Genomic DNA, 17,698 nt, shown 5'->3' with positions numbered 1-17,698 from the left:
TTGGCTAGTTTAACTGCGTACAACGCACCCAGTTCAGGGGGATTTCCATGTCAGCAGCAACCGGCGACGCCATCGTCGTCGCCGAGGGCGTGCACAAGAGATTCGGGGACACCCAGGCTCTGGCCGGGCTGGACCTGAGCGTGCCCCAAGGCACCGTCTACGGACTTCTCGGCCCCAACGGCGCGGGCAAGAGCACCACCGTCCGCGTACTCACCACGCTCACCCGGCCGGACAGCGGGTCGGTCATGGTGGCGGGTCACGACGTCGTGCGCGAACCGGCCGCCGTTCGTGCCAGGATCGGGTTGGCGGGGCAGCACGCGGCACTCGACGAGCAGCTCACCGGACGCGAGAACCTGCGCATCTTCGGCAGGCTCTTCCGGCTCGGGTCGGCCCGCGCCAAGGCACGCGCCGACGAGTTGCTCGAACGGTTCGACCTCGCCCACGCCGGTGATCGTCTCGTCCGCACCTACTCGGGCGGGATGCGCAGGCGCCTCGATCTCATCTCCAGCCTGATCGTCTCGCCGTCGGTGTTGTTCCTCGACGAACCGACCACGGGCTTGGACCCGCGCAGCCGCAACGAGATCTGGGCGACGGTGCGGGAGCTGGTCGCCGAGGGCACCACCGTGGTGCTGACCACGCAGTACCTCGACGAAGCCGACCAGCTCGCCGCCAACATCGCGGTCATCGACCACGGCAAGGTGATCGCGTCCGGCACCCCGCGCGAGCTCAAGGCACGCATCGGTGGCCGCCTCGACGTGGTCGTGGCCGATGCCGCCGAGCTGGCACACGCGGCCGACGTGCTCACCACGCTCACCGGCTCACCGGCCCCGCCCGACATCGACACCGAACTCACCCTCGTATCGGTTCCCGTCGCCACCGACGACGTCACCCTTCCCGACGTGGTCAGGCACCTCGACCAGGCCGGGGTGAAAGCCGTGGACGTCGGAATCCGCAAACCCACGCTGGACGAGGTCTTCTTGACCCTGACGGGGAAGCCTGGCACCGAGCACCAGGAGGCGAACCGGTGACGACCACGACCACGAATCCCGCGTCCGGCGCGCCCACGCAGGCCGGGAACTCCCTGCGTGCCGGTCTCTCCGACGGCATGACGATCCTCGCGCGCAACCTGCTCAAGCTGAAACACCAGCCCGGCCAGATCGTCGCCACGTTCGCGTTCCCGATCGTCTCGGTGGTGCTGTTCGGCTACGTCTTCGGAAGCGCCATCCCCATTCCCGGCGGTGGCAACTACCGCGAGTACCTCATGCCGGGATTGTTCGTCATGACTTCGGTGTTCGCGGTGATGGGTTCGCTGACGGTCATCGCCAAGGACAATGGCCTCGGCGTCATGGACCGCTTCCGCTCCATGCCCATGGCCCGTTCCGCCGTCCCGTTCGGACAGACGGCCGCCGACCTCGTGACCGGCGCGGGCGGGCTGGCCGTCATGGCTCTCTGCGGCCTGCTCTTCGGCTGGCGAGCACACAACGGCCTCGGTGCGACCCTCGCCGGATTCGGTGTCGTACTGCTCCTGCACTACTCCGTGTGCTGGCTCGGCGTCTATCTGGGTGCGCTCGCGAAAAACGAGGAGACCGCGGCCCGCATCGGACCACTCATCATGCCGATCACCATGATCTCCAACGTCTTCGTTCCCACCGACGGTATGCCGTCCGTGCTTCAGGTGATCGCCGACTGGAATCCCGTCAGCGCAGCCACAGCGGCCTGCCGGGAACTGTTCGGCAATCCGGGACTGCCGCTGGCCGAGGACGCGGTATGGCCGCTGCGGCATCCCGTCGTCGCGACGGTGGGCTGGTGCGTGCTGCTGCTCGTGATCTTCGTTCCGCTCTCGATCCGGCGGTTCCGCAACGCCGGGCTGTGACCGGCGCCGGAGGGTGAGGCGGCAGCCGCATCACCGCACCAGCCTCACCCTCTGGCCCGGATCGCCGGAGACCGGGATGTTGTATCGCTGCGCGAGGTACGACGCGATCTCGGAGAACAACGCGCCTGCCGAACTCCCGCCGGGAATCGTCGTGTCGGGAGCGTCCAGCCAGATCCCGACCACGAACCTCGGCTCCTCTGCGGGGAGGATGCCTGCGAACGTGATGTTGTGCAGCCGGTCGCTGTACCCACCGGTGCGAGGATCGACCTGCTGCCCTGTACCCGTCTTGCCCGAGATCTGGTACCCCTCCAGCGCGGCTTCCGGTGCGGTGCCGCTGTAGGCGTACTCACCACCTTGCATCGTCGAACGCAGCATATTCTTCACCGTGTCGGCCGTCTTCGGATCCGTCACCCTGACGCTGTCCGGTGCGGGCTCGGGGATCCTTCGTCCGTCCGGCGTGACCTTCGCCTTCACGACTCGGGGTTCGACGCGCACCCCTCCGTTGGCGATGGCCTGGTACATGCTCGTCATCTGCACCACCGTCATCGACAACCCTTGACCGATCGGGAGGTTGCCGTACGTCGTGCCCGACCACTTCTCGCGCGGCGGCACGTAGCCTGGACTCTCCCCCGGCAGCCCGATGCCTGTGCGCCGGCCCGCGCCGAACTTCGTCAGCGTCGCAAGGAACCGGTCGGGCCCGATCTCGTCGGCCAGCAGCAACGTGCCCACGTTGGACGACTTCCCGAAGATTCCGGTGACCGTGAAGTTCTGCGTGCCGTGGGACCAGGCGTCGTGCACCGTGTGGTCGGCCACCCGCATGGAGCCGGGCACGGAGAGTTCCCTCTCCGGCGTCGCCGTGCCCGACTCGATCGCTGCCACAGCAGTGATGATCTTCGCGACGGACCCTGGCTCGAACGGGGTCGAAACCGCGGGGTTGCCCATCGCGTCCGGCGACGACGGTGGTTCGTTCGGGTCGAACGTCTTGTGGTTGGCCAGCGCGTACACCTCGGCCGTCCGCGCGTCGAGGATCACGGCACTGCCGCCCTTGGCCTTCACCTTGTCCACATAGGCGGCGAGGCTGCGCTGGAGTTCGTACTGCACGTCGGAGTCGATGGTGAGTTCGAGGTCCGAACCCGGTGTGGCGGCCTGCATGTCCCGCTCTGTCCCCGGGATGACGACGTCGGCACCCTGCGCGGTATCGACGATCTGCCTTCCCGGCGTGCCGACGAGGTCGGCGTCGCGGTAGGACTCGAGCCCGGAAAGGCCGTGCAGGTTGTGCTCCGACACCTCGGGGCTGTCCGTGCGCCAGTTGGCGTACCCCACGATGTTCGCGGCGACCTCCTCGCCGGGATACACCCGCTTGGCGCGCTTCTCGTACCCGATCTCCGGAAATCGCTTGCTGATCTTCTCGGCCACCGAGGGCTCGACGTCGTCAACGAGGTAGGTGAAACTGCCGTCCTTGTGGAAGTCGTCGAGGAGGTCCTGTTCGGTGACGAGATGCGGCACCTGCCGGGCGATGTGATCGGCGATCTCGGCGGCTCGCGTCTCGAAGTCCTTGCCCGACCCCGGATGCTCGCGCGCGTACTCGGCCCAGTCCTTTCGCATCTGCCGCAGGTTCACCCACAGCTTGCGGGTCTCGACGCTGAAGGCCAGTTCGGCACCGTTTCGGTCCACGATGGACCCACGCTCGGCAGGGATGTCGATGATCGTCGTGCGCTGGCGCTCCGCGCGTTCGGACAGAGCCGATGCCTCGAAGGCCTGGATGTGCACCAGCTTCAGGCCCGCAGCCACCAGTACCAGCGTCAGCACGATACGCCCTGCCACGAACCGATTGCGGTTGTCCCGCACCGTGGTGGCCGAGCGACTTCTGCGGGCTCGGACCGAGTACGTCCGGTGTGGCCCACCGCCCGACCCGGTTCGCCGCGTGCCCCGCTGCCCCTGCATCACCGCTCTCCCCTCACCACGTTCCCTGCGTCCTACGGCGCCTCGCCGGTGCCCTCCGCGCCCGGCCCGGTGGCGGTTCGCGGCTTCGCCGCCTCCACCGGCTCGCCGACCACCGTGATAGAGCCGTCTTCTTTCACGACAAGGCGCGCCGGGTTACCCCCTGGAACCATGCCGAGCGCTTCGGCGCGTTCCGCGAGCGAGGACGGCGACTGCAACTGACCGACTTCCCTGCGCAGCTGCTCGGCACGCTCAGCGAGCTGCGCGTTGCGCTCCTTCAGCTGATCGAGCCGGTAGGAGTCGGCGATGGCCTGCGTGGACAGCCACAGCGATGTGGCGACCCCGCAAAGCATGAGTGCCATCAGGACGATGACGAAAGTCGCTCGCGAGCGGGGCCAGTTCTGCAGTCCGAGGCGAGCGGCCGTCGCCTTGCCTCGCGTTCCCCGTGCCGTGCCGGTTCGTTCGGCACGACGGGCGTACGCCCGCTGGGCAGCGGGACTTCGCCCGCCGTTCGGATTCGGGGCGGTTCCGCGCCGGGAAGGGCCGCCGGTTGACGGCGAGGGCGCCTCGGTGGGCGCCGAGGAGCGGGGCTGCGAGGCGGCCCGGCTTCGTGTCGGCACGGTCATGTCTCGTCTGCTCCTCTCTTCTCGGCCGCACGCAACCGGACCGAGGCCGCACGCGGATTTCTCCGGATCTCGGCCTCGTCCGCCTTCTCGGCTCCCCGCGTGAGTAACCGCAGCTGCGGGCCGTGGCCGGGAAGTTCGACCGGAAGTCCTTCGGGCGTGCGCGACGTCGCCGCTGTCGCCAGCGCCTGCTTGACGATGCGGTCCTCAAGGGAGTGGTACGACTCCACGACGATGCGTCCGCCCTCGCCCAGCGCCGCGATCGCGGCGGGTACCGCCTCGCGCAGGATGTCGAGCTCGCCGTTGACTTCGATACGCAAAGCCTGGAACGTGCGTTTGGCCGGGTGTCCTCCGGTGCGGCGGCTCGGCGCGGGAACCGCGTCGTACAGCAACCGCACGAGCGCCTCACTGGTCTCGAACGGGCTTCGTTGCCGCTGAGCCACCACGGTCTTCGCGATGCGACGGGCAAACTTCTCCTCGCCGTAGTCACGCAGAATCCGGGTCAGGTCGTCGAGCGAGTACGTGTTGAGCACATCGGCCGCCGTCGGCCCTGTGGTCGGGTCCATCCGCATGTCCAGTGGAGCGTCGCGCGCGTACGCGAAACCACGCTCGTCGAGATCGAGCTGCATGGACGAGACCCCGAGATCCATGAGCACACCCTCAACCGAGTCCAACCCGGCGTCTGCGAGGACTTCCGGAATGCGGTGGTACACGGTGTGCACGAAGCGGACCCGATCGCCGTAGCCAGCGAGTCGCTGCCGCGAACGCTCCAACGCACCGGGATCGCGGTCAAGACCGATCACCCTGAGCCGGGGAAACGCCGTGAGCAGCGCGTCGGTGTGACCTCCGAGCCCGAGCGTGGCGTCGATCAGGACGGCATCACGCCCTGCCACCGCGGGCTCGAACAGTTCCAGCACCCGGTCAACCAGCACAGGAAGGTGCGTGGCGTCCGGCACGGTGCCTTCGGGTTCGCCGGACCCGGCGGGTCTGCCGGATTCGCCGCTGTCGCTCACGACACCCCTCTCGTCGTCGGTTGTCTTCGGACGCCTCCGTCCCACAGAAAAGACGAACCGGATGCCGTCAGGTTGCGGACCTGATACCGGGGAAGTTGCACCAGGGCCGCAGCCTCACGCCATCCGGTCAGAACATGCCGGGCAGGATCTCCTCCTGCGCCTTCGCGTAACTGTCCTCGTGCTCCTCCAGGTAGGTGTCCCAGGCTCCGGCGTCCCAGATCTCCAGCCGCGTGATCGCGCCGATGACCACGCACTGCTTGGTCAGTCCCGCGTAACGACGGAGTTCGGGAGCGATGGCGATACGACCCTGACCGTCAGGACGTTGCTCGTCAGTTCCCGCGAAGAGGTACCGCTGGTAGGCCCGCACCGACTCGTTGGTGAACGGAGCCTCCGCGACCTTGCGGGCAAGCTGCTCGAACTCGGCACGCGGGAAGACATAGAGGCAGTGATCCTGTCCCTTGGTGATCATCAGCCCACCTGCCAGCGCGTCGCGGAACTTCGCAGGCAGCGTGAGCCGCCCCTTGTCGTCCAGCTTCGGAGTGTGGGTGCCGAGGAACACCGGCCTCCACCTCCCTACCGACCAGCGCCAGGACCCGGGGTCCGTCGAGATCGGCCACGGAGCATCCCTTCCGCCCCACTGGCCACCACCGTACCCCACTTTGCACCACAGTCAACGGCAAAACGCGGCGACCAGCCGATGATCGTCTGCGTTTTCGCAGGTCAGAGACACCGGACAGCGGTGGGGCCCTCCGGGGGCATCGCCACGCCGAGTGACACCGGATCGGTACGCCTCGACGTCACGAGACCGGCGGGCACGCGTTCGCGGCGGGATGGTGGGGCGGTGTGGGGAACGGGTTTCGTCCGCACCGTGAACCCGCGCGGACCCGCTTGCCCGGGGCCCGCACGGCAGGCTGCGAGCGAGAGCGGCAGGCCGCGACTCAGGCGCAGGAACCTGCTTCCTCGACGAGGTCAGCCAGCCGCCCGGCGATCCGTGCCGGATCGGCAGGCACGAGACTCAGCCACGGCTCGCTCGCCCTGCCCTCCGCGACGGTGCCGAGGTAGCCGCCTTCGTCCGTGACGAACCAGCTGACACCACCGACGCGCCGCAACCTCGCCTCGCACCGCAGGCGAACGGACAACTGACCGGCTGCGAGCACAGGGCGGGACTGAACGGCGAGCACCTCCCTCGACTGCTGCTCGAACACCCTGGCACGGCGGGTCTGCGAATGTTCCACCGCGGCGTCGGCGACCGTGGCGAGCGCCGAGGACGGCAGGCTCACCCCCATGCCGGGGCCCGCGGCGAAGTCCGGCAGGACACTCACCGCCGCGCCGAACACCTCAGCACCGCGGATGGCCGTGAGGGCGATCGTGCGGCGAGGTTGAACGGCGAGCACGCCACGCTCGCCCGCTGCCGCCGCGACGGCCCGCAGCGGCTCGGCATCGGCGAGATCGAGCAGTGCCTCGCATTCCACGGTGAGTGTCGCCCCGGCGAGCACGTCGAGGCGACGGCACAGCTCCGGATCGACGTCCCCACCCCGCACGAGACCCCGTTCGGCGAGGTTGGCGTACACCTCGGCGCGGATTCCGGCGCGCTCCTGTCCTGTCCGCCCCACGCTGTGCACTGCCAACGGCCGGGGGGAATGCGTGTGGCCAAGATCGGACCACAGGACGTCGAACGCGGACGCCGACACCCTGATCACACCGGCCCCGCCCTTCCGGTCATCGAGGCGGGACCATCGCCGCCGCCCGCGTCCCGCCCGGGACCGGTCAACGACGGCGGCCCGGGGAACCGCGTTCCGGGAACAGCCTCACCGAGCGCGGTGTCGCGCGCGTACATCACGTCCACCGCGCGTTGCCTGGCCTGCTCGGCCTCGTCCCTGCGAGCCGCCATCGCATCGGAGAGTCCCACGAGCTGCCACACATCACCGCTGGTGACGACCTGGCGGATCATCTCAGCGGGGTCGTAGGGCACCGGTTCCGGCATCTCCGCCCTCGCCCTCGCCGCCGCCTCCGCCTGCCCCGCCACGGCGTTGCCAACGGTCTCCGACGTCTCGGCCGCCCGCTGCGACCACTCGGCCGCATCGCGCACCATTGCTCGCAGTGCCTCCGCCGCACCACCCTGCCATGCGCTCTCGCTTCGCCCCGACAGCTCCGCGAGGGTGTCCCCGGCCTCCCGCAACCCCCGCGCGAGTTCGGTCCACTCGCGACTGATTTCTCCCGCTTCCGCCGGATCGTTGCCGTGGCCGACCTCGGTGTACATCTGCTCGTGGCTGTACGACTCGTAGCGGCGGTCAGCGGCTGGTCTCTCGGTCATGTCAGCTCCGGCTCGATCAACTCGGCCACTGTGGTGGCGCGGGTACAGGCCAATGTCGTGTCGTGGAAGTCGGCGTTGGTCACGTCGATGTGGACGGTGCCGTCCCCGCTACCCACGGACACCGACACCGAGCACACGCCGTCGTCGGCGTCACGGTCGGCGACGAGCAGCGCGTGCGCGGAACCCACTCGCACGGCCTCGGCTCCCGGCGCGCGGTCCCGCACCTCTTCCAGGTCCGTGCGGCTGTCCACGGTCACCGTGAGCCCGAACGACCCCGGTTGCACGTAGTCGCAGGCTGGAGACCCGGCGACCGTGATGTGCTCCCCCGGCGACGTAAGCCCTGCCGACGACCGATCCCCCGCCCCGAGGAGGGCACATGGGTCCACATCGATCCCTCCCCCGGTCGCCCCGGTGGAAGCACCGGGGACCGACCGCGCGGGCCCTGTTCCGCCCGCGTTCACCGACATCCCGAGACCGCTGTCGAGCGTGTCGCAGCCCGCGATCAACGCAGTCAACACGGTCAACACGGTCACGAGCGACGTCCCGACAGCGACCGGTGCCGACCGACCTCCGAGCACGCGCACAGGGGCGTCAGCCTCCGCCCACGCAGTCCACTCCGCGGGACGCGGTGCGGTCCTGGTCGTCGTAGCGGCGCAACGCCGTGTCGATGCGCTGCTTGAGGTTCTCGATCTCCTGCCCGAAGCGCGTCAGCGACTCGACGGCCGAGCCGGTGTCCGCGATGCCGTAGGTAGCCATGAATTCGCCGATCTCCCTGGCGTAGCCGTCACCGAGCGGCACGGTGCGGCCCAGCACTGCGGCCCTGCGCGCCAGCTGCCCCACCGTGTCCTGCACCTCGCTCAGCCTGGCGAAGGTGTCGGCGGCAAGCTCGGGATCGACGGCGAAACCGTCGGACGGGATGCGCACGTCGGCTTCGGTCATCACCGCACCTCTCTCGGTAGTCGGCCGACTACGCTGCCGTAGCGTAGGCGAGTTCGAACCTCCGCCAAGGTCTGTCGCCCGAACTCACCTGAAAGGGGCAATACTTTCCTGTGAGATGCTGCGCACCCCAGCGACAGTGATCCGGAGAGTGATCGACAGGCCGGGGCACCGGATCGGCGACCGTTTGACACACTGCGTGTCAGGACGGCTCGCAGGGGCGACGAGGGTCCCAACCGGACGTTCGAACCGCCGTGAGGGCTTTTCGTACCAGGAGGTCGTGTGACGTCGAGAGGACAGTCCACCGCTGTGTCCGCCCCCGCCCCTGCGGGTGACGGTCATTCCGCCACCGAGGCGCGCTACCCGTCCGACGGGTCATCCGGCGGTGACCATGCCGACCATGCCGACCGCGCCGACCGCGCCGACCGCGCCGAACACGGTGCGGCGTCCGGCATGCCGATCGGTCTCGACCAGCTGCACGACACGGCCCGGCGCATCGCGGCTAACGTCGAGCGCGTACTCGTCGGCAAGCCCGAGGTGGTCCGCATCGCGCTGGTGACCCTCCTCGCCGAGGGCCACCTCCTCGTGGAGGACGTGCCCGGCGTCGGTAAGACCTCGCTCGCCAAGGCACTCGCGCGCTCCATCGACTGCACGGTGAGCCGAGTGCAGTTCACCCCCGACCTGCTGCCGAGCGACGTCACTGGAGTCTCGATCTTCAACCGCCAGCGATCGGACTTCGAGTTCCGTCCCGGCCCGGTGTTCGCCAACATCGTCGTGGGCGACGAGATCAACCGGGCTTCGCCTAAAACGCAGTCGGCGCTGCTGGAGTGCATGGAAGAGCGCCAGGTCACCGTTGACGCGACCACGTACGAGCTCGGCAGGCCGTTCATGGTGATCGCCACTCAGAACCCCGTCGAGATGGAGGGCACCTACGCGCTGCCGGAGGCCCAGCGAGATCGCTTCACCGCCAGAGTGTCGATCGGCTATCCGGACGTGGCGGCCGAGCTCGCGATGGTTGACGAGCATGCGGGGGCGGACCCGCTGAGGCAACTCCGGCCCGTCTCCGACGGCACCACCGTGCAGCGGCTGGTGGACAAAGTGCGCACACTGCACGTGGCCGCCGAGGTCAAGCAGTACGCCGTCGAACTCGCGGCCGCGACGCGGCAACTGCCCGAGGTGCGGCTCGGCGCGTCCCCGAGGGCGACACTGCAACTCGTTCGCGCGGCGAGAGCGCAGGCCGCGCTCTCCGGCCGCGAGTTCGTCGTACCCGACGACCTGCACGCCGTGGCCGTCCCCGTCCTGGCACACCGGCTGGTGTTGACCACGGAGGCCCACGCGGCCCGCCGGTCGGCCACGGACGTGGTGCGTGCCGTTCTGGCGCGCGTGCCGGTCCCACACGGCGCCCGGCACAGGTAACGCCCGTGTTCCGCTCGTTGTCCGGCCTCACCACCCGGGGCCGGTGCCTGCTCGCCGCCGGCATCGCCGCGGGAGTGTGTGCCGTCGTCCTCAACGAGCGCGACCTGCTCAGGGTCGCGGTGTTCGTGCTCGCTCTCCCCCTCTGCGTGGTGCTGCTGGTCTCGGCCTCCCGCATGACGATCTCCGCGTCCCGTTCACTGCCGACCGAACGTATTCCCGTCGGCGGGCACGGCGAGGTGCGACTCGACATCTGGCGTACCGGGCGCATGCCCGCCGGCGAGGTACTGCTGGAGGACGGCCTGCCCTACACGCTGGGAGCGCGCCCCCGCTTCGTCGTGGAACGCCTTCCGCACCAGCGTCCCGTGCCGTTGCGCTACACGCTGCAACCCACGCTCCGTGGAGTCCACCGGATCGGGCCGCTCCGGGCCACGATCACCGATCCGTTCGGGCTGTGCGAGTTCGAGCGCGACCTCGTGGCCCACTCGCGGCTGATCGTGGTCCCGCGCGTCACGACGCTGTGGGGCCTGCCGAGGGGCGCGGGACTCGGCTCGGGCGACGACAGCAGCATCCGCCTGCACGCGGGCCAGGGCGAGACGGACGTCGTCGTACGCCAGTATCGCCGGGGTGACGACCTGCGCAAGGTGCACTGGCGCTCCACCGCCCGGCGCGACGAGATCATGGTGCGTGTCGAGGAGCGCCCGTGGCACGGCGGCACCACCGTGCTCCTCGATCACAGGGCGTCGGCCCACCGTGGTTCCGGAATGCATTCCAGCCTCGAGTGGGCTGTCGAGTTCGCCGCCAGCGTGTGCGTCCACCTGAACAGGACGGGACAGCGGGTGCGGCTGGTCACCGAGCACGGCAGGCTCCTCGCCGGCACACCGGAACAGGCGGGGCCGGGGCACGCCGGGGCCGTGCTCGACGCGTTGGCCGCCGTGCAGCCTGCGCACGAACGCGACATCGTGCTGGGCTCCGACCCCGGACAGGGCCAGGAACTGATCGCGGTGCTCGGCACCGTGGGAACCGAGTCGATCCACGAGCTGACCCGCCACCGCGCCCGTGGCACGCGCAGCTACGCCGTGTTGCTCGACACCACGGCCTGGGCCTCGGCCGAAGGGACGGGCGATGGTGACCTCGCCGTCGCCGACACCGCCGCGCTGCTGCGTGCTGCGGGGTGGGGCGTCGTCGTGGTGAAGGGAGGCCGGTCGGTGCCGGAGGTGTGGACGGAGTTGTGCCGGACGACGGCGCCGGGAGCGTCTTTGATCGGCGGTGGCTCGTGACAGCGTCTTCTCCGTCCTCTCCTCCTTCTCCGCCCACGATGTCCTCGGCGGCCTCGGCGGCCTCGCAGGCCGCAGCGCCCTCGGCACCTCGCCACGCCCGCCGGAAGCCGGACCCCGGGCCAAGGACGCCGCCTGCCGCGAGCACGCTGGTGGCCCCGGCCGCGGCGATGTTCGCGACCATCAGCGCCGCCACCTCTCTCACCGGCGTCGTCCGAGGCGGCGTTTGGCTGGCCTTCGTCGCCGTTGCCGCACTGCTCGTGGCGTTCACCGGGCTCGCCCTCCGTGCCCTGCGGGTTCCCACACCGCTCGTCGGGCTGGGCCAGGCCGTCGTCCTGCTGTTCCTGATCACCGGTTCCTTCACGAACAGCGGCATCCTGGCGATCATCCCGGGTCCAGCCGCCTTCGCCGAACTCGACGAGGTGCTGACCGCCGCGTTCGGAACCATCCGAACCGGTGTCCCTCCGGTGGAGGCCACCGCTCCCATCCTGTGCCTGGCCACGATCGCCATCGGTCTCGTCGCGATCGTGGTGGACACTCTCGTCGTGGCTGCCACCGCACCAGCCGCCGCCGGCCTGGTCCTGCTATGCGTCTACGCCGTGCCCTCCGCGCTCGCCGACAACCTGCTGCCGTGGTGGACGTTCGTTCTCGGCGCCACGGCCTTCGCGATCCTGCTCGCGGTGGACGGCAGCCACCGCCACAACCGGTGGCGGAACAGGCCGGCACTCTCGGGCGGTGTGCCCGCAGCCGCACGCCCCACGCCGGTGGCCGTGGTGGCGGGCGCGCTCGCAGCCGGCCTCGTCACGGGAACGGCGATCACCGGAATCGGCACCGAGGGCAGCCTCCCCGGAAGCAAGGGCGAGCGGATCGTGCTCGGCGGTCTCGGCGTCAACCCGTTCACCTCGCTGCGCGGGATGCTCGACCAGGGTGAGGACGTGCCGCTCTTCCGCGTCAGCGGGCTCGACGAACCGAGGCTGCTGCGCGCCTTCACGCTGGACACCTACCGGCCCAACGAGGGGTGGGGACTCGCCGAAGGACCCATTCCCGCCGGTGTCCCCGCGAACGGCCCGCTGCCGTCCGGCCACGGCGACGACGGGTCTGCGCCCGACCGCCGGATCACCATCGAGCCGGTGCACTGGAACGACGTGTGGCTTCCCGTCTACGGCTCCCCTCGTGCGCTGGAAGGGGTGTCCGAGGGCTGGTACTACGACCGCACCAGCGGCTCGGTGTTCCGCGAGCGCAGGCAGACCCCGGGCCCCTACGTGGAGACCGCCGCGCTGACGGAACCGACGAAGGCGGACCTCCGCGGCGTCGAACCGGATCCCACCGAGATCGACGACGTCTACACCCAGGTTTCTTACGTCGATCAGAGGGTCGCCCGCCTCGCGGAAAGGCTGGCGGCGTCATCCGAGACGACCTTCGACAAGGTGCACGCGATCTGGGAGTACTTCGACGTCGAGAACGGATTCGTCTACGACACGAGGACCGCACCCGCGGCGGACGGCGACGCGCTGGCCGACTTCGTCCTTCAGGGCAAGCGGGGCTACTGCGAACAGTACGCCTCGGCCATGGCGGTGATGTTGCGCTCGCTCGACATTCCCGCACGGGTCGCCATCGGATTCACCGGCGGAACCCCAGACGGCGACGTTCGGACCATCACCTCTCGGGACGCACACGCCTGGGTGGAAGTCTATTTCGGCGAGCACGGCTGGGTCGGTTTCGATCCGACACCCCTCGCCGACGGTCGTGGCTACCTGCCGCCCTACCTCACAGAGGAGCCGGACCAGGGCGGTGACACCGCGAACGGCGACGAGGTGCCGAGCACCCGGCCGAACGACTCGCCCGACCAGTCGGAACCGACGCGGGACCAGCAGAAACCGGGCGACGTGGCCGCACAGCAGCCGCAGGACGGCTCGCTCTCCGACCGTGACACCTGGCTCCTGCTGATCGCCGCGATCCTCGCGGCGGCAGCGGTCACCGTGGCGGTATTCGCGGTCGTCTCCGCGCGCAGGAGTCGCCCCTCAGGAAGCACGACACCGGCGGGCCGGGCGGCGTGGCTGCCCCTCGAGGCCGCCGGTCTCGGCTCGCTCGCCGCCGTACTACTCGGGTGGTGGGTGCACTGGGCCGTGGCGCTCGCGTTGCTGGTTTGCGCGGGACTGCTACTGGCGCCTGCCGTCGTAAGGCAGGCGCAGCGTCACCGCAGGCTCAACATTGTGGAACACGGCAGCGACGTGGCCGCCGCCGATGCGGCATGGCGCGAACTCCGGCAGGAATGTGGCGACCGGAACCTGGACATCACCAGCAGCGACACAGTGCGGCTGGCCGCACAGAAGATCGCCAGGAAGCACCGGCTGGACGATCGAGGTAAGCAGGATCTCCGCGTGCTCGTGACCATGATGGAGCAGTCATGGTACGGATCGGCGCGTGAGAGGAGCGACCGGGATGCCGCCGGGTTCGCTCGGGCTTTCCTCGGGGTGCTCGGCGCGCTCGACAGGGCGGAGCCGCTGTCCTGGAAGGGACGGCTGCTGCCCCGTTCGGTCGTGCGGCGAACACGCTCACGTTGACGCGGCACGACCGAACGGCGCTGTCAGCGGTCCTCGAAGCGCTGCCGGAAACGATCCTCCATGCGCTGGGTAAAGCTGTTCTTGGCCGACGATCCGCTTCGACCCTTCCCGCCCTGCCGCCCAGGGGACTCGTCGGCCTCACCCGACGCTCCAATGGCGGTCACGGCCATGAGCACACCACCGAACATCACGAGGAACCCGAGCACACTCACCCACGGGACCTCGGCGATGCGGAGGAACGGCGCGGACCCTGCCACACCGAGCACGAGCATGGCGACACCGACGACGAACAGCGCCGCGCCCTGTAGCCGACGACGGCGTGTGGGACGGCGCATCTTTGTTCCGCGCACGGCGGAAGCGAACTTGGGGTCCTCGGCATAGAGCTCGCGCTCGATCTGATCGAGCAGCCGCTGCTCATGCTCGGAGAGTGGCATCTTTCCTCCTCCGGCACAGCGTTGTCTGGCGACCCCTTGCGGGCACCGGAACCGCGCATGGACGTCGATCCGGACTACCCCCGATCGGGGTGTCAACACCAGGATACGAGTCGCGCGCTCGCAGGACTACCCGATCTCCCCCCAAGCGCCGCGCTTTTGACCACGAACGGCCCAGAGCGTCCACCATCAGCCCTTCTCCACGCCGTCGGCTGCGGCGAAACACCGCTGTTCGGGGCAGCTCACCGGGTTCGCGCTCACTGCGCGTCACGCTCGATCAGAGACGCGGGGCGCACGGCGGCGGCCCCGAACTTCGACCGTGCGACGTCGGCCGCGATCTCGGCGTCCCGCCAACGCGATCTGGGAAAGGCATCGTCGAGGCTGAGCTGCTCGGCGTCACCTGATCCGGCGAGCCCTTCGACACGAACGCCGAGCAAGCGCACGGCGGCAGTGGTCCCTGTCTCGGCGAGCAGGGCAACCGCTGTGGCGTGAACGGTTCTGGCCACGTCGGTGGCCGACGGAAGCGTCCTCGCCCTGGTGATGGTGCGGAAATCCGAGAACCGCACCTTGATCGACACGGTTCTGCCCCGCAGGCCCCGGCCACGCAGTGTCGAGGCCACCTTCTCCGCGAGGTGAAGCAGCTGCCGCTCCTGCTCGTAACGGTCGGCAAGATCGGTGTCGAACGTGCGCTCCGCGCCGAGGGACTTCTCCTCCGTGTCGGGCACAACGGCCCGCTCGTCGCGGCCGTGCGCCAGCGCGTGCAGGTGCTCGGCCGACGCCACGCCCACCCAGCGGCGCAGACGATCGAGCGGCGTTGCCGCGATGTCGGCGATTGTCCGCAGGCCGTGTCCCCGCAACACCTCCGCGCTTTTCGGCCCGACACCCCACAGCGCCGACACCGGCAGTGGCCGCAGGAACGCCGTCGTCTCCGACACGGGAACCACCACCATGCCGTCCGGCTTCGCTATGCCCGAGGCCAGCTTCGCCACGAACTTCACCCCGGCCACGCCGACGGAACAGGTGACTCCGTGCTCGGCCTCCACCCTGGCTCTGATCCGCCTGCCGATCTCCGAGGGTGTGGCCCCCAGCCTGCGCAGCGCACCCCGGACGTCGAGAAACGCCTCGTCGAGACTCAACGGCTCCACCAGGGGTGTGTACTCACCGAAGATGGCCATGACGCCCCGCGACACCTCGCCGTAGAGGCCGCGGGTCGGCGGCAGATACACCGCGTGCGGGCACAACTTGCGTGCCGCCGCCACCGGCATTGCCGAGGAGACACCGAACCGCCGGGCTGGGTAGTTCGCCGACAGCACCACCGAACGGGGACCCGCGCCGGCGACCACGACGGGACGGTCGGCCAGCTCCGGCCTTGTCCGCAGCTCGACGGCGGCGAAGAACGCGTCCATGTCGATGTGCAGCACGTGGCAACCGGTGTCGTCGGGCCCCGCCGAGCCGGTGACCCGGAACCGTTCGAATCCCTCGGGCAGTGCCGTGTTCCGTCCCATGACGGGCCGAGCCTACGTCGCGGCACCGACGTTTTCGTCGTGCCCTCGGGTGTCAGGACGGTTTGCGCGCCAATGCGTGCAGCCGGGTGGCGATGTCCCGCAGGGGCCTGGTGACCCCGGCAAGCGCCTCGAACTCCGCGAGCTCCCGCTCCCATGCGGCCGTGTCTGTCCGCGTTCCCTGCGGGGAGACAACCTCCGCGACGACGCCGTCACCCTGCACCTGCTCCACCGAAAGACCGGCCTCCACCAGGAGTTCGGTCAGTGTGTCGGCGTCGTACCTGCGCTGAACCGTCTCCGTGTCGCCGCACACACCGCCGGGCTCGGACAGCAGTTCCCTCGCCTCGGCCAGCCTTCCCGTCAACGCCCTGTGCAGCACGGCGGCGTGCCGGTTCGCCACCAGTACCGACACCGCACCTCCACCCGCCACGGCCTCGACGATGGCCGCCATGGTCCGCCGTGGATCGTCAACTACCTCCAGCAGCGAATGCGCGAGCACAAGGTCGGCAGACCCGGGCCGCACATGCTGTGCCAATGCTTCCGAGTCGTCGGCCACCACCGTGATCCGGTCGGAGACACCGTCCTCCGCCGCACGCCGCTGGAGCGTCGCGAGCGCGTCGAGATTCGGTTCCACCACTGTCACCCGGCAGCCCGAAGCCGCGAACGGCACCGCCCAGACCCCGCTGCCGCCGCCGACGTCCACCACAACAGGTTCCTCGGAGCCCCTGGCCCGCGCGGCGCGAACCTCGGCCTCCAACACCTTCCGCACCGCTGCCGACCCGTGCCCGGCCGAAGTCTCCGCTCGCATGGCCCCCAAGAGTAGTTGGGACACCTCGCGCGTTCTCACGGTGACCGTCCCCGGCTACGCTCGCAAGCGTGCACACGGTCGCCGTACTGAGCCTCAAGGGTGGCGTCGGCAAGACGACGGTCGCTCTCGGTGTCGCCTCGGCAGCGCTCCGCAGAGGAACCCGGACGCTGGTGGCGGACCTCGACCCGCAGGGCAACGCCACCGCGACACTCGATCCGCCACTCACCGATGCCACGCTCGCGGACGTGCTGGAGGCTCCCCGGCTCGGAGTGCTGACGAAAGCGATCGCGGCGAGTGGCTGGAGCGATCTCGTCGATGTGCTCGTCGGTTCGGAGGAGCTGGAACTGCTCAACGAACCTGGCCCGCACGCCCACCGCATGGACAACCTCGCCCTCGCGCTCGACGAGCTGCACCGGTACCCGCGGGGTGAGCCCTACGAACTCGTCGTCCTCGACTGCCCACCGTCTCTCGGCAGGCTCACGCGGTCGGCGCTGATCGCTGCCGACAGCGCTCTGCTCGTCACCGAACCCACCATGTACGCGGTGGCCGGCGCGCAGCGAGCACTGGAGGCCATCGACAGCATCCGCGCCGAGCACAACCCGAGGCTGCGACCCGCCGGTGTCGTGGTCAACCGGCTCCGCAGCCGGTCATACGAGCATGAGTACCGCGTCCAGGAACTGCGGGAGTCGTTCGGCAGGCTCGTGATGCCGACCGCGATCCCCGACCGGCTCGTGGTCCAGCAGGCTCAGGGCGCCTGCTCGCCCATCCACGAGTGGAACTCGCCCGCCGCACAGGAAATCGCACTGACGTTCAACATGGTGCTGGCCAAGATCCTGCGTTCCAATCGCGCGGGGCGGCACAGGCTCGGCGACGACGAATCCGGTACCGCACCGCCATCTCCTCCGTCACCTGCACCGCCACCGCCTGCACCGCCTCGCGGTGGCCCTCCCCGCCGCCTGCCCCCTGGCCGTCCGTACGCAGGGCGCGAGACGGGCTGAGCAGA

Annotated in this window: 17 protein-coding genes; 6 read left to right on the top strand and 11 right to left on the bottom strand. The window is 69.6% G+C overall.

The genetic code is table 11. The features are described from left to right. The first annotated feature begins 47 nt into the window (after positions 1 to 47). Both SACXIDRAFT_RS18075 and SACXIDRAFT_RS18070 read left to right on the top strand, forming a co-directional pair. The gene (locus tag SACXIDRAFT_RS18075) at positions 48 to 1,028 is read left to right on the top strand and encodes a daunorubicin resistance protein DrrA family ABC transporter ATP-binding protein (RefSeq protein WP_006240080.1); all 981 of its coding nucleotides are present in this window, start codon (positions 48 to 50) and stop codon (positions 1,026 to 1,028) included. Continuing rightward, the gene (locus SACXIDRAFT_RS18070; RefSeq protein ID WP_006240079.1) at positions 1,025 to 1,873 is read left to right on the top strand and encodes an ABC transporter permease; all 849 of its coding nucleotides are present in this window, start codon (positions 1,025 to 1,027) and stop codon (positions 1,871 to 1,873) included. The genes SACXIDRAFT_RS18075 and SACXIDRAFT_RS18070 overlap by 4 nt, the downstream gene beginning before the upstream one ends. Before the next feature lie 30 nt (positions 1,874 to 1,903). Here SACXIDRAFT_RS18070 and SACXIDRAFT_RS18065 read toward each other — a convergent pair whose 3' ends face one another. From SACXIDRAFT_RS18065 to SACXIDRAFT_RS18030, 8 genes are all read right to left on the bottom strand, one after another. Next, positions 1,904 to 3,817, bottom strand: a complete 1,914-nt coding sequence (locus SACXIDRAFT_RS18065; RefSeq protein WP_006240078.1) for a peptidoglycan D,D-transpeptidase FtsI family protein — start codon at positions 3,815 to 3,817, stop codon at positions 1,904 to 1,906. A 32-nt stretch (positions 3,818 to 3,849) separates the two neighbouring features. After that, positions 3,850 to 4,440, bottom strand: coding sequence for a cell division protein FtsL (gene ftsL / locus SACXIDRAFT_RS23885; protein ID WP_006240077.1), 591 nt, complete (start codon positions 4,438 to 4,440; stop codon positions 3,850 to 3,852). Next, positions 4,437 to 5,450, bottom strand: coding sequence for a 16S rRNA (cytosine(1402)-N(4))-methyltransferase RsmH (gene rsmH, locus SACXIDRAFT_RS18055; RefSeq protein WP_006240076.1), 1,014 nt, complete (start codon positions 5,448 to 5,450; stop codon positions 4,437 to 4,439). The genes ftsL and rsmH overlap by 4 nt, the downstream gene beginning before the upstream one ends. Before the next feature lie 127 nt (positions 5,451 to 5,577). Further along, positions 5,578 to 6,009 carry a division/cell wall cluster transcriptional repressor MraZ gene (gene mraZ, locus SACXIDRAFT_RS18050; RefSeq protein ID WP_006240075.1) on the bottom strand — a complete coding sequence of 144 codons (432 nt, stop codon included), beginning with the start codon at positions 6,007 to 6,009 and terminating at the stop codon, positions 5,578 to 5,580. A gap of 379 nt (positions 6,010 to 6,388) precedes the next feature. Beyond that, the gene (locus tag SACXIDRAFT_RS18045; protein WP_006240074.1) at positions 6,389 to 7,150 is read right to left on the bottom strand and encodes an ESX secretion-associated protein EspG; all 762 of its coding nucleotides are present in this window, start codon (positions 7,148 to 7,150) and stop codon (positions 6,389 to 6,391) included. After that, entirely contained in the window at positions 7,147 to 7,764 is a 618-nt protein-coding gene (locus tag SACXIDRAFT_RS18040; RefSeq protein WP_006240073.1) for a PPE domain-containing protein, read from the bottom strand. The genes SACXIDRAFT_RS18045 and SACXIDRAFT_RS18040 overlap by 4 nt, the downstream gene beginning before the upstream one ends. Beyond that, on the bottom strand, positions 7,761 to 8,297 hold the full coding sequence (locus SACXIDRAFT_RS18035) for a DUF3558 family protein (protein ID WP_232285328.1): 537 nt from the start codon (positions 8,295 to 8,297) through the stop codon (positions 7,761 to 7,763). Before SACXIDRAFT_RS18035 ends, SACXIDRAFT_RS18040 begins: the two co-directional genes overlap by 4 nt. Before the next feature lie 58 nt (positions 8,298 to 8,355). Continuing rightward, positions 8,356 to 8,703 carry a hypothetical protein gene (locus SACXIDRAFT_RS18030; protein ID WP_006240071.1) on the bottom strand — a complete coding sequence of 116 codons (348 nt, stop codon included), beginning with the start codon at positions 8,701 to 8,703 and terminating at the stop codon, positions 8,356 to 8,358. A 279-nt stretch (positions 8,704 to 8,982) separates the two neighbouring features. Between SACXIDRAFT_RS18030 and SACXIDRAFT_RS18025 the strand changes: the two genes are divergently transcribed. From SACXIDRAFT_RS18025 to SACXIDRAFT_RS18015, 3 genes are read left to right on the top strand one after another with little or no spacing between them, the layout of a single operon-like run. Next, on the top strand, positions 8,983 to 10,116 hold the full coding sequence (locus SACXIDRAFT_RS18025) for an AAA family ATPase (RefSeq protein WP_006240070.1): 1,134 nt from the start codon (positions 8,983 to 8,985) through the stop codon (positions 10,114 to 10,116). Between the two features lie 5 nt (positions 10,117 to 10,121). Next, positions 10,122 to 11,393: a DUF58 domain-containing protein gene (locus SACXIDRAFT_RS18020; RefSeq protein WP_006240069.1), complete on the top strand. Its 1,272-nt coding sequence runs from the start codon at positions 10,122 to 10,124 to the stop codon at positions 11,391 to 11,393. A 38-nt stretch (positions 11,394 to 11,431) separates the two neighbouring features. After that, the gene (locus SACXIDRAFT_RS18015; protein WP_083840144.1) at positions 11,432 to 13,954 is read left to right on the top strand and encodes a transglutaminase TgpA family protein; all 2,523 of its coding nucleotides are present in this window, start codon (positions 11,432 to 11,434) and stop codon (positions 13,952 to 13,954) included. A 23-nt stretch (positions 13,955 to 13,977) separates the two neighbouring features. Here SACXIDRAFT_RS18015 and SACXIDRAFT_RS18010 read toward each other — a convergent pair whose 3' ends face one another. The 3 genes from SACXIDRAFT_RS18010 to SACXIDRAFT_RS18000 all read right to left on the bottom strand — a co-directional run bounded on the left by SACXIDRAFT_RS18010 (position 13,978) and on the right by SACXIDRAFT_RS18000 (position 16,695). Further along, positions 13,978 to 14,388, bottom strand: a complete 411-nt coding sequence (locus SACXIDRAFT_RS18010; protein WP_006240067.1) for an SCO2097 family morphological protein — start codon at positions 14,386 to 14,388, stop codon at positions 13,978 to 13,980. A 254-nt stretch (positions 14,389 to 14,642) separates the two neighbouring features. Next, on the bottom strand, positions 14,643 to 15,890 hold the full coding sequence (dinB, locus tag SACXIDRAFT_RS18005) for a DNA polymerase IV (RefSeq protein WP_006240066.1): 1,248 nt from the start codon (positions 15,888 to 15,890) through the stop codon (positions 14,643 to 14,645). A 52-nt stretch (positions 15,891 to 15,942) separates the two neighbouring features. Then, on the bottom strand, positions 15,943 to 16,695 hold the full coding sequence (locus SACXIDRAFT_RS18000) for a methyltransferase domain-containing protein (protein ID WP_040922265.1): 753 nt from the start codon (positions 16,693 to 16,695) through the stop codon (positions 15,943 to 15,945). A gap of 68 nt (positions 16,696 to 16,763) precedes the next feature. On the opposite strand from SACXIDRAFT_RS18000, the gene SACXIDRAFT_RS17995 reads away from it, so the two are divergent. Next, positions 16,764 to 17,693 carry a ParA family protein gene (locus tag SACXIDRAFT_RS17995; protein WP_006240064.1) on the top strand — a complete coding sequence of 310 codons (930 nt, stop codon included), beginning with the start codon at positions 16,764 to 16,766 and terminating at the stop codon, positions 17,691 to 17,693. The last annotated feature ends 5 nt before the right edge of the window (positions 17,694 to 17,698 follow it).

This window comes from Saccharomonospora xinjiangensis XJ-54, assembly GCF_000258175.1.
Lineage (GTDB): Bacteria > Actinomycetota > Actinomycetes > Mycobacteriales > Pseudonocardiaceae > Saccharomonospora > Saccharomonospora xinjiangensis.
Note: the sequence above shows the minus strand (reverse complement) of the source record. Positions and strands in the feature narration are given on the sequence as shown.

What these genes read in the sequence shown, in the direction of transcription:
- SACXIDRAFT_RS18075 (WP_006240080.1), top strand. Translation starts at nt 48, where the DNA reads ATGTCAGCAGCAACCGGCGACGCCATCGTCGTCGCCGAGGGCGTGCAC.
- SACXIDRAFT_RS18065 (WP_006240078.1), bottom strand. Translation starts at nt 3,817, where the DNA reads ATGCAGGGGCAGCGGGGCACGCGGCGAACCGGGTCGGGCGGTGGGCCA.
- ftsL (WP_006240077.1), bottom strand. Translation starts at nt 4,440, where the DNA reads ATGACCGTGCCGACACGAAGCCGGGCCGCCTCGCAGCCCCGCTCCTCG.
- SACXIDRAFT_RS18040 (WP_006240073.1), bottom strand. Translation starts at nt 7,764, where the DNA reads ATGACCGAGAGACCAGCCGCTGACCGCCGCTACGAGTCGTACAGCCAC.
- SACXIDRAFT_RS18030 (WP_006240071.1), bottom strand. Translation starts at nt 8,703, where the DNA reads ATGACCGAAGCCGACGTGCGCATCCCGTCCGACGGTTTCGCCGTCGAT.
- SACXIDRAFT_RS18015 (WP_083840144.1), top strand. Translation starts at nt 11,432, where the DNA reads ATGTCCTCGGCGGCCTCGGCGGCCTCGCAGGCCGCAGCGCCCTCGGCA.
- SACXIDRAFT_RS18010 (WP_006240067.1), bottom strand. Translation starts at nt 14,388, where the DNA reads ATGCCACTCTCCGAGCATGAGCAGCGGCTGCTCGATCAGATCGAGCGC.
- dinB (WP_006240066.1), bottom strand. Translation starts at nt 15,890, where the DNA reads ATGGGACGGAACACGGCACTGCCCGAGGGATTCGAACGGTTCCGGGTC.
- SACXIDRAFT_RS18000 (WP_040922265.1), bottom strand. Translation starts at nt 16,695, where the DNA reads ATGCGAGCGGAGACTTCGGCCGGGCACGGGTCGGCAGCGGTGCGGAAG.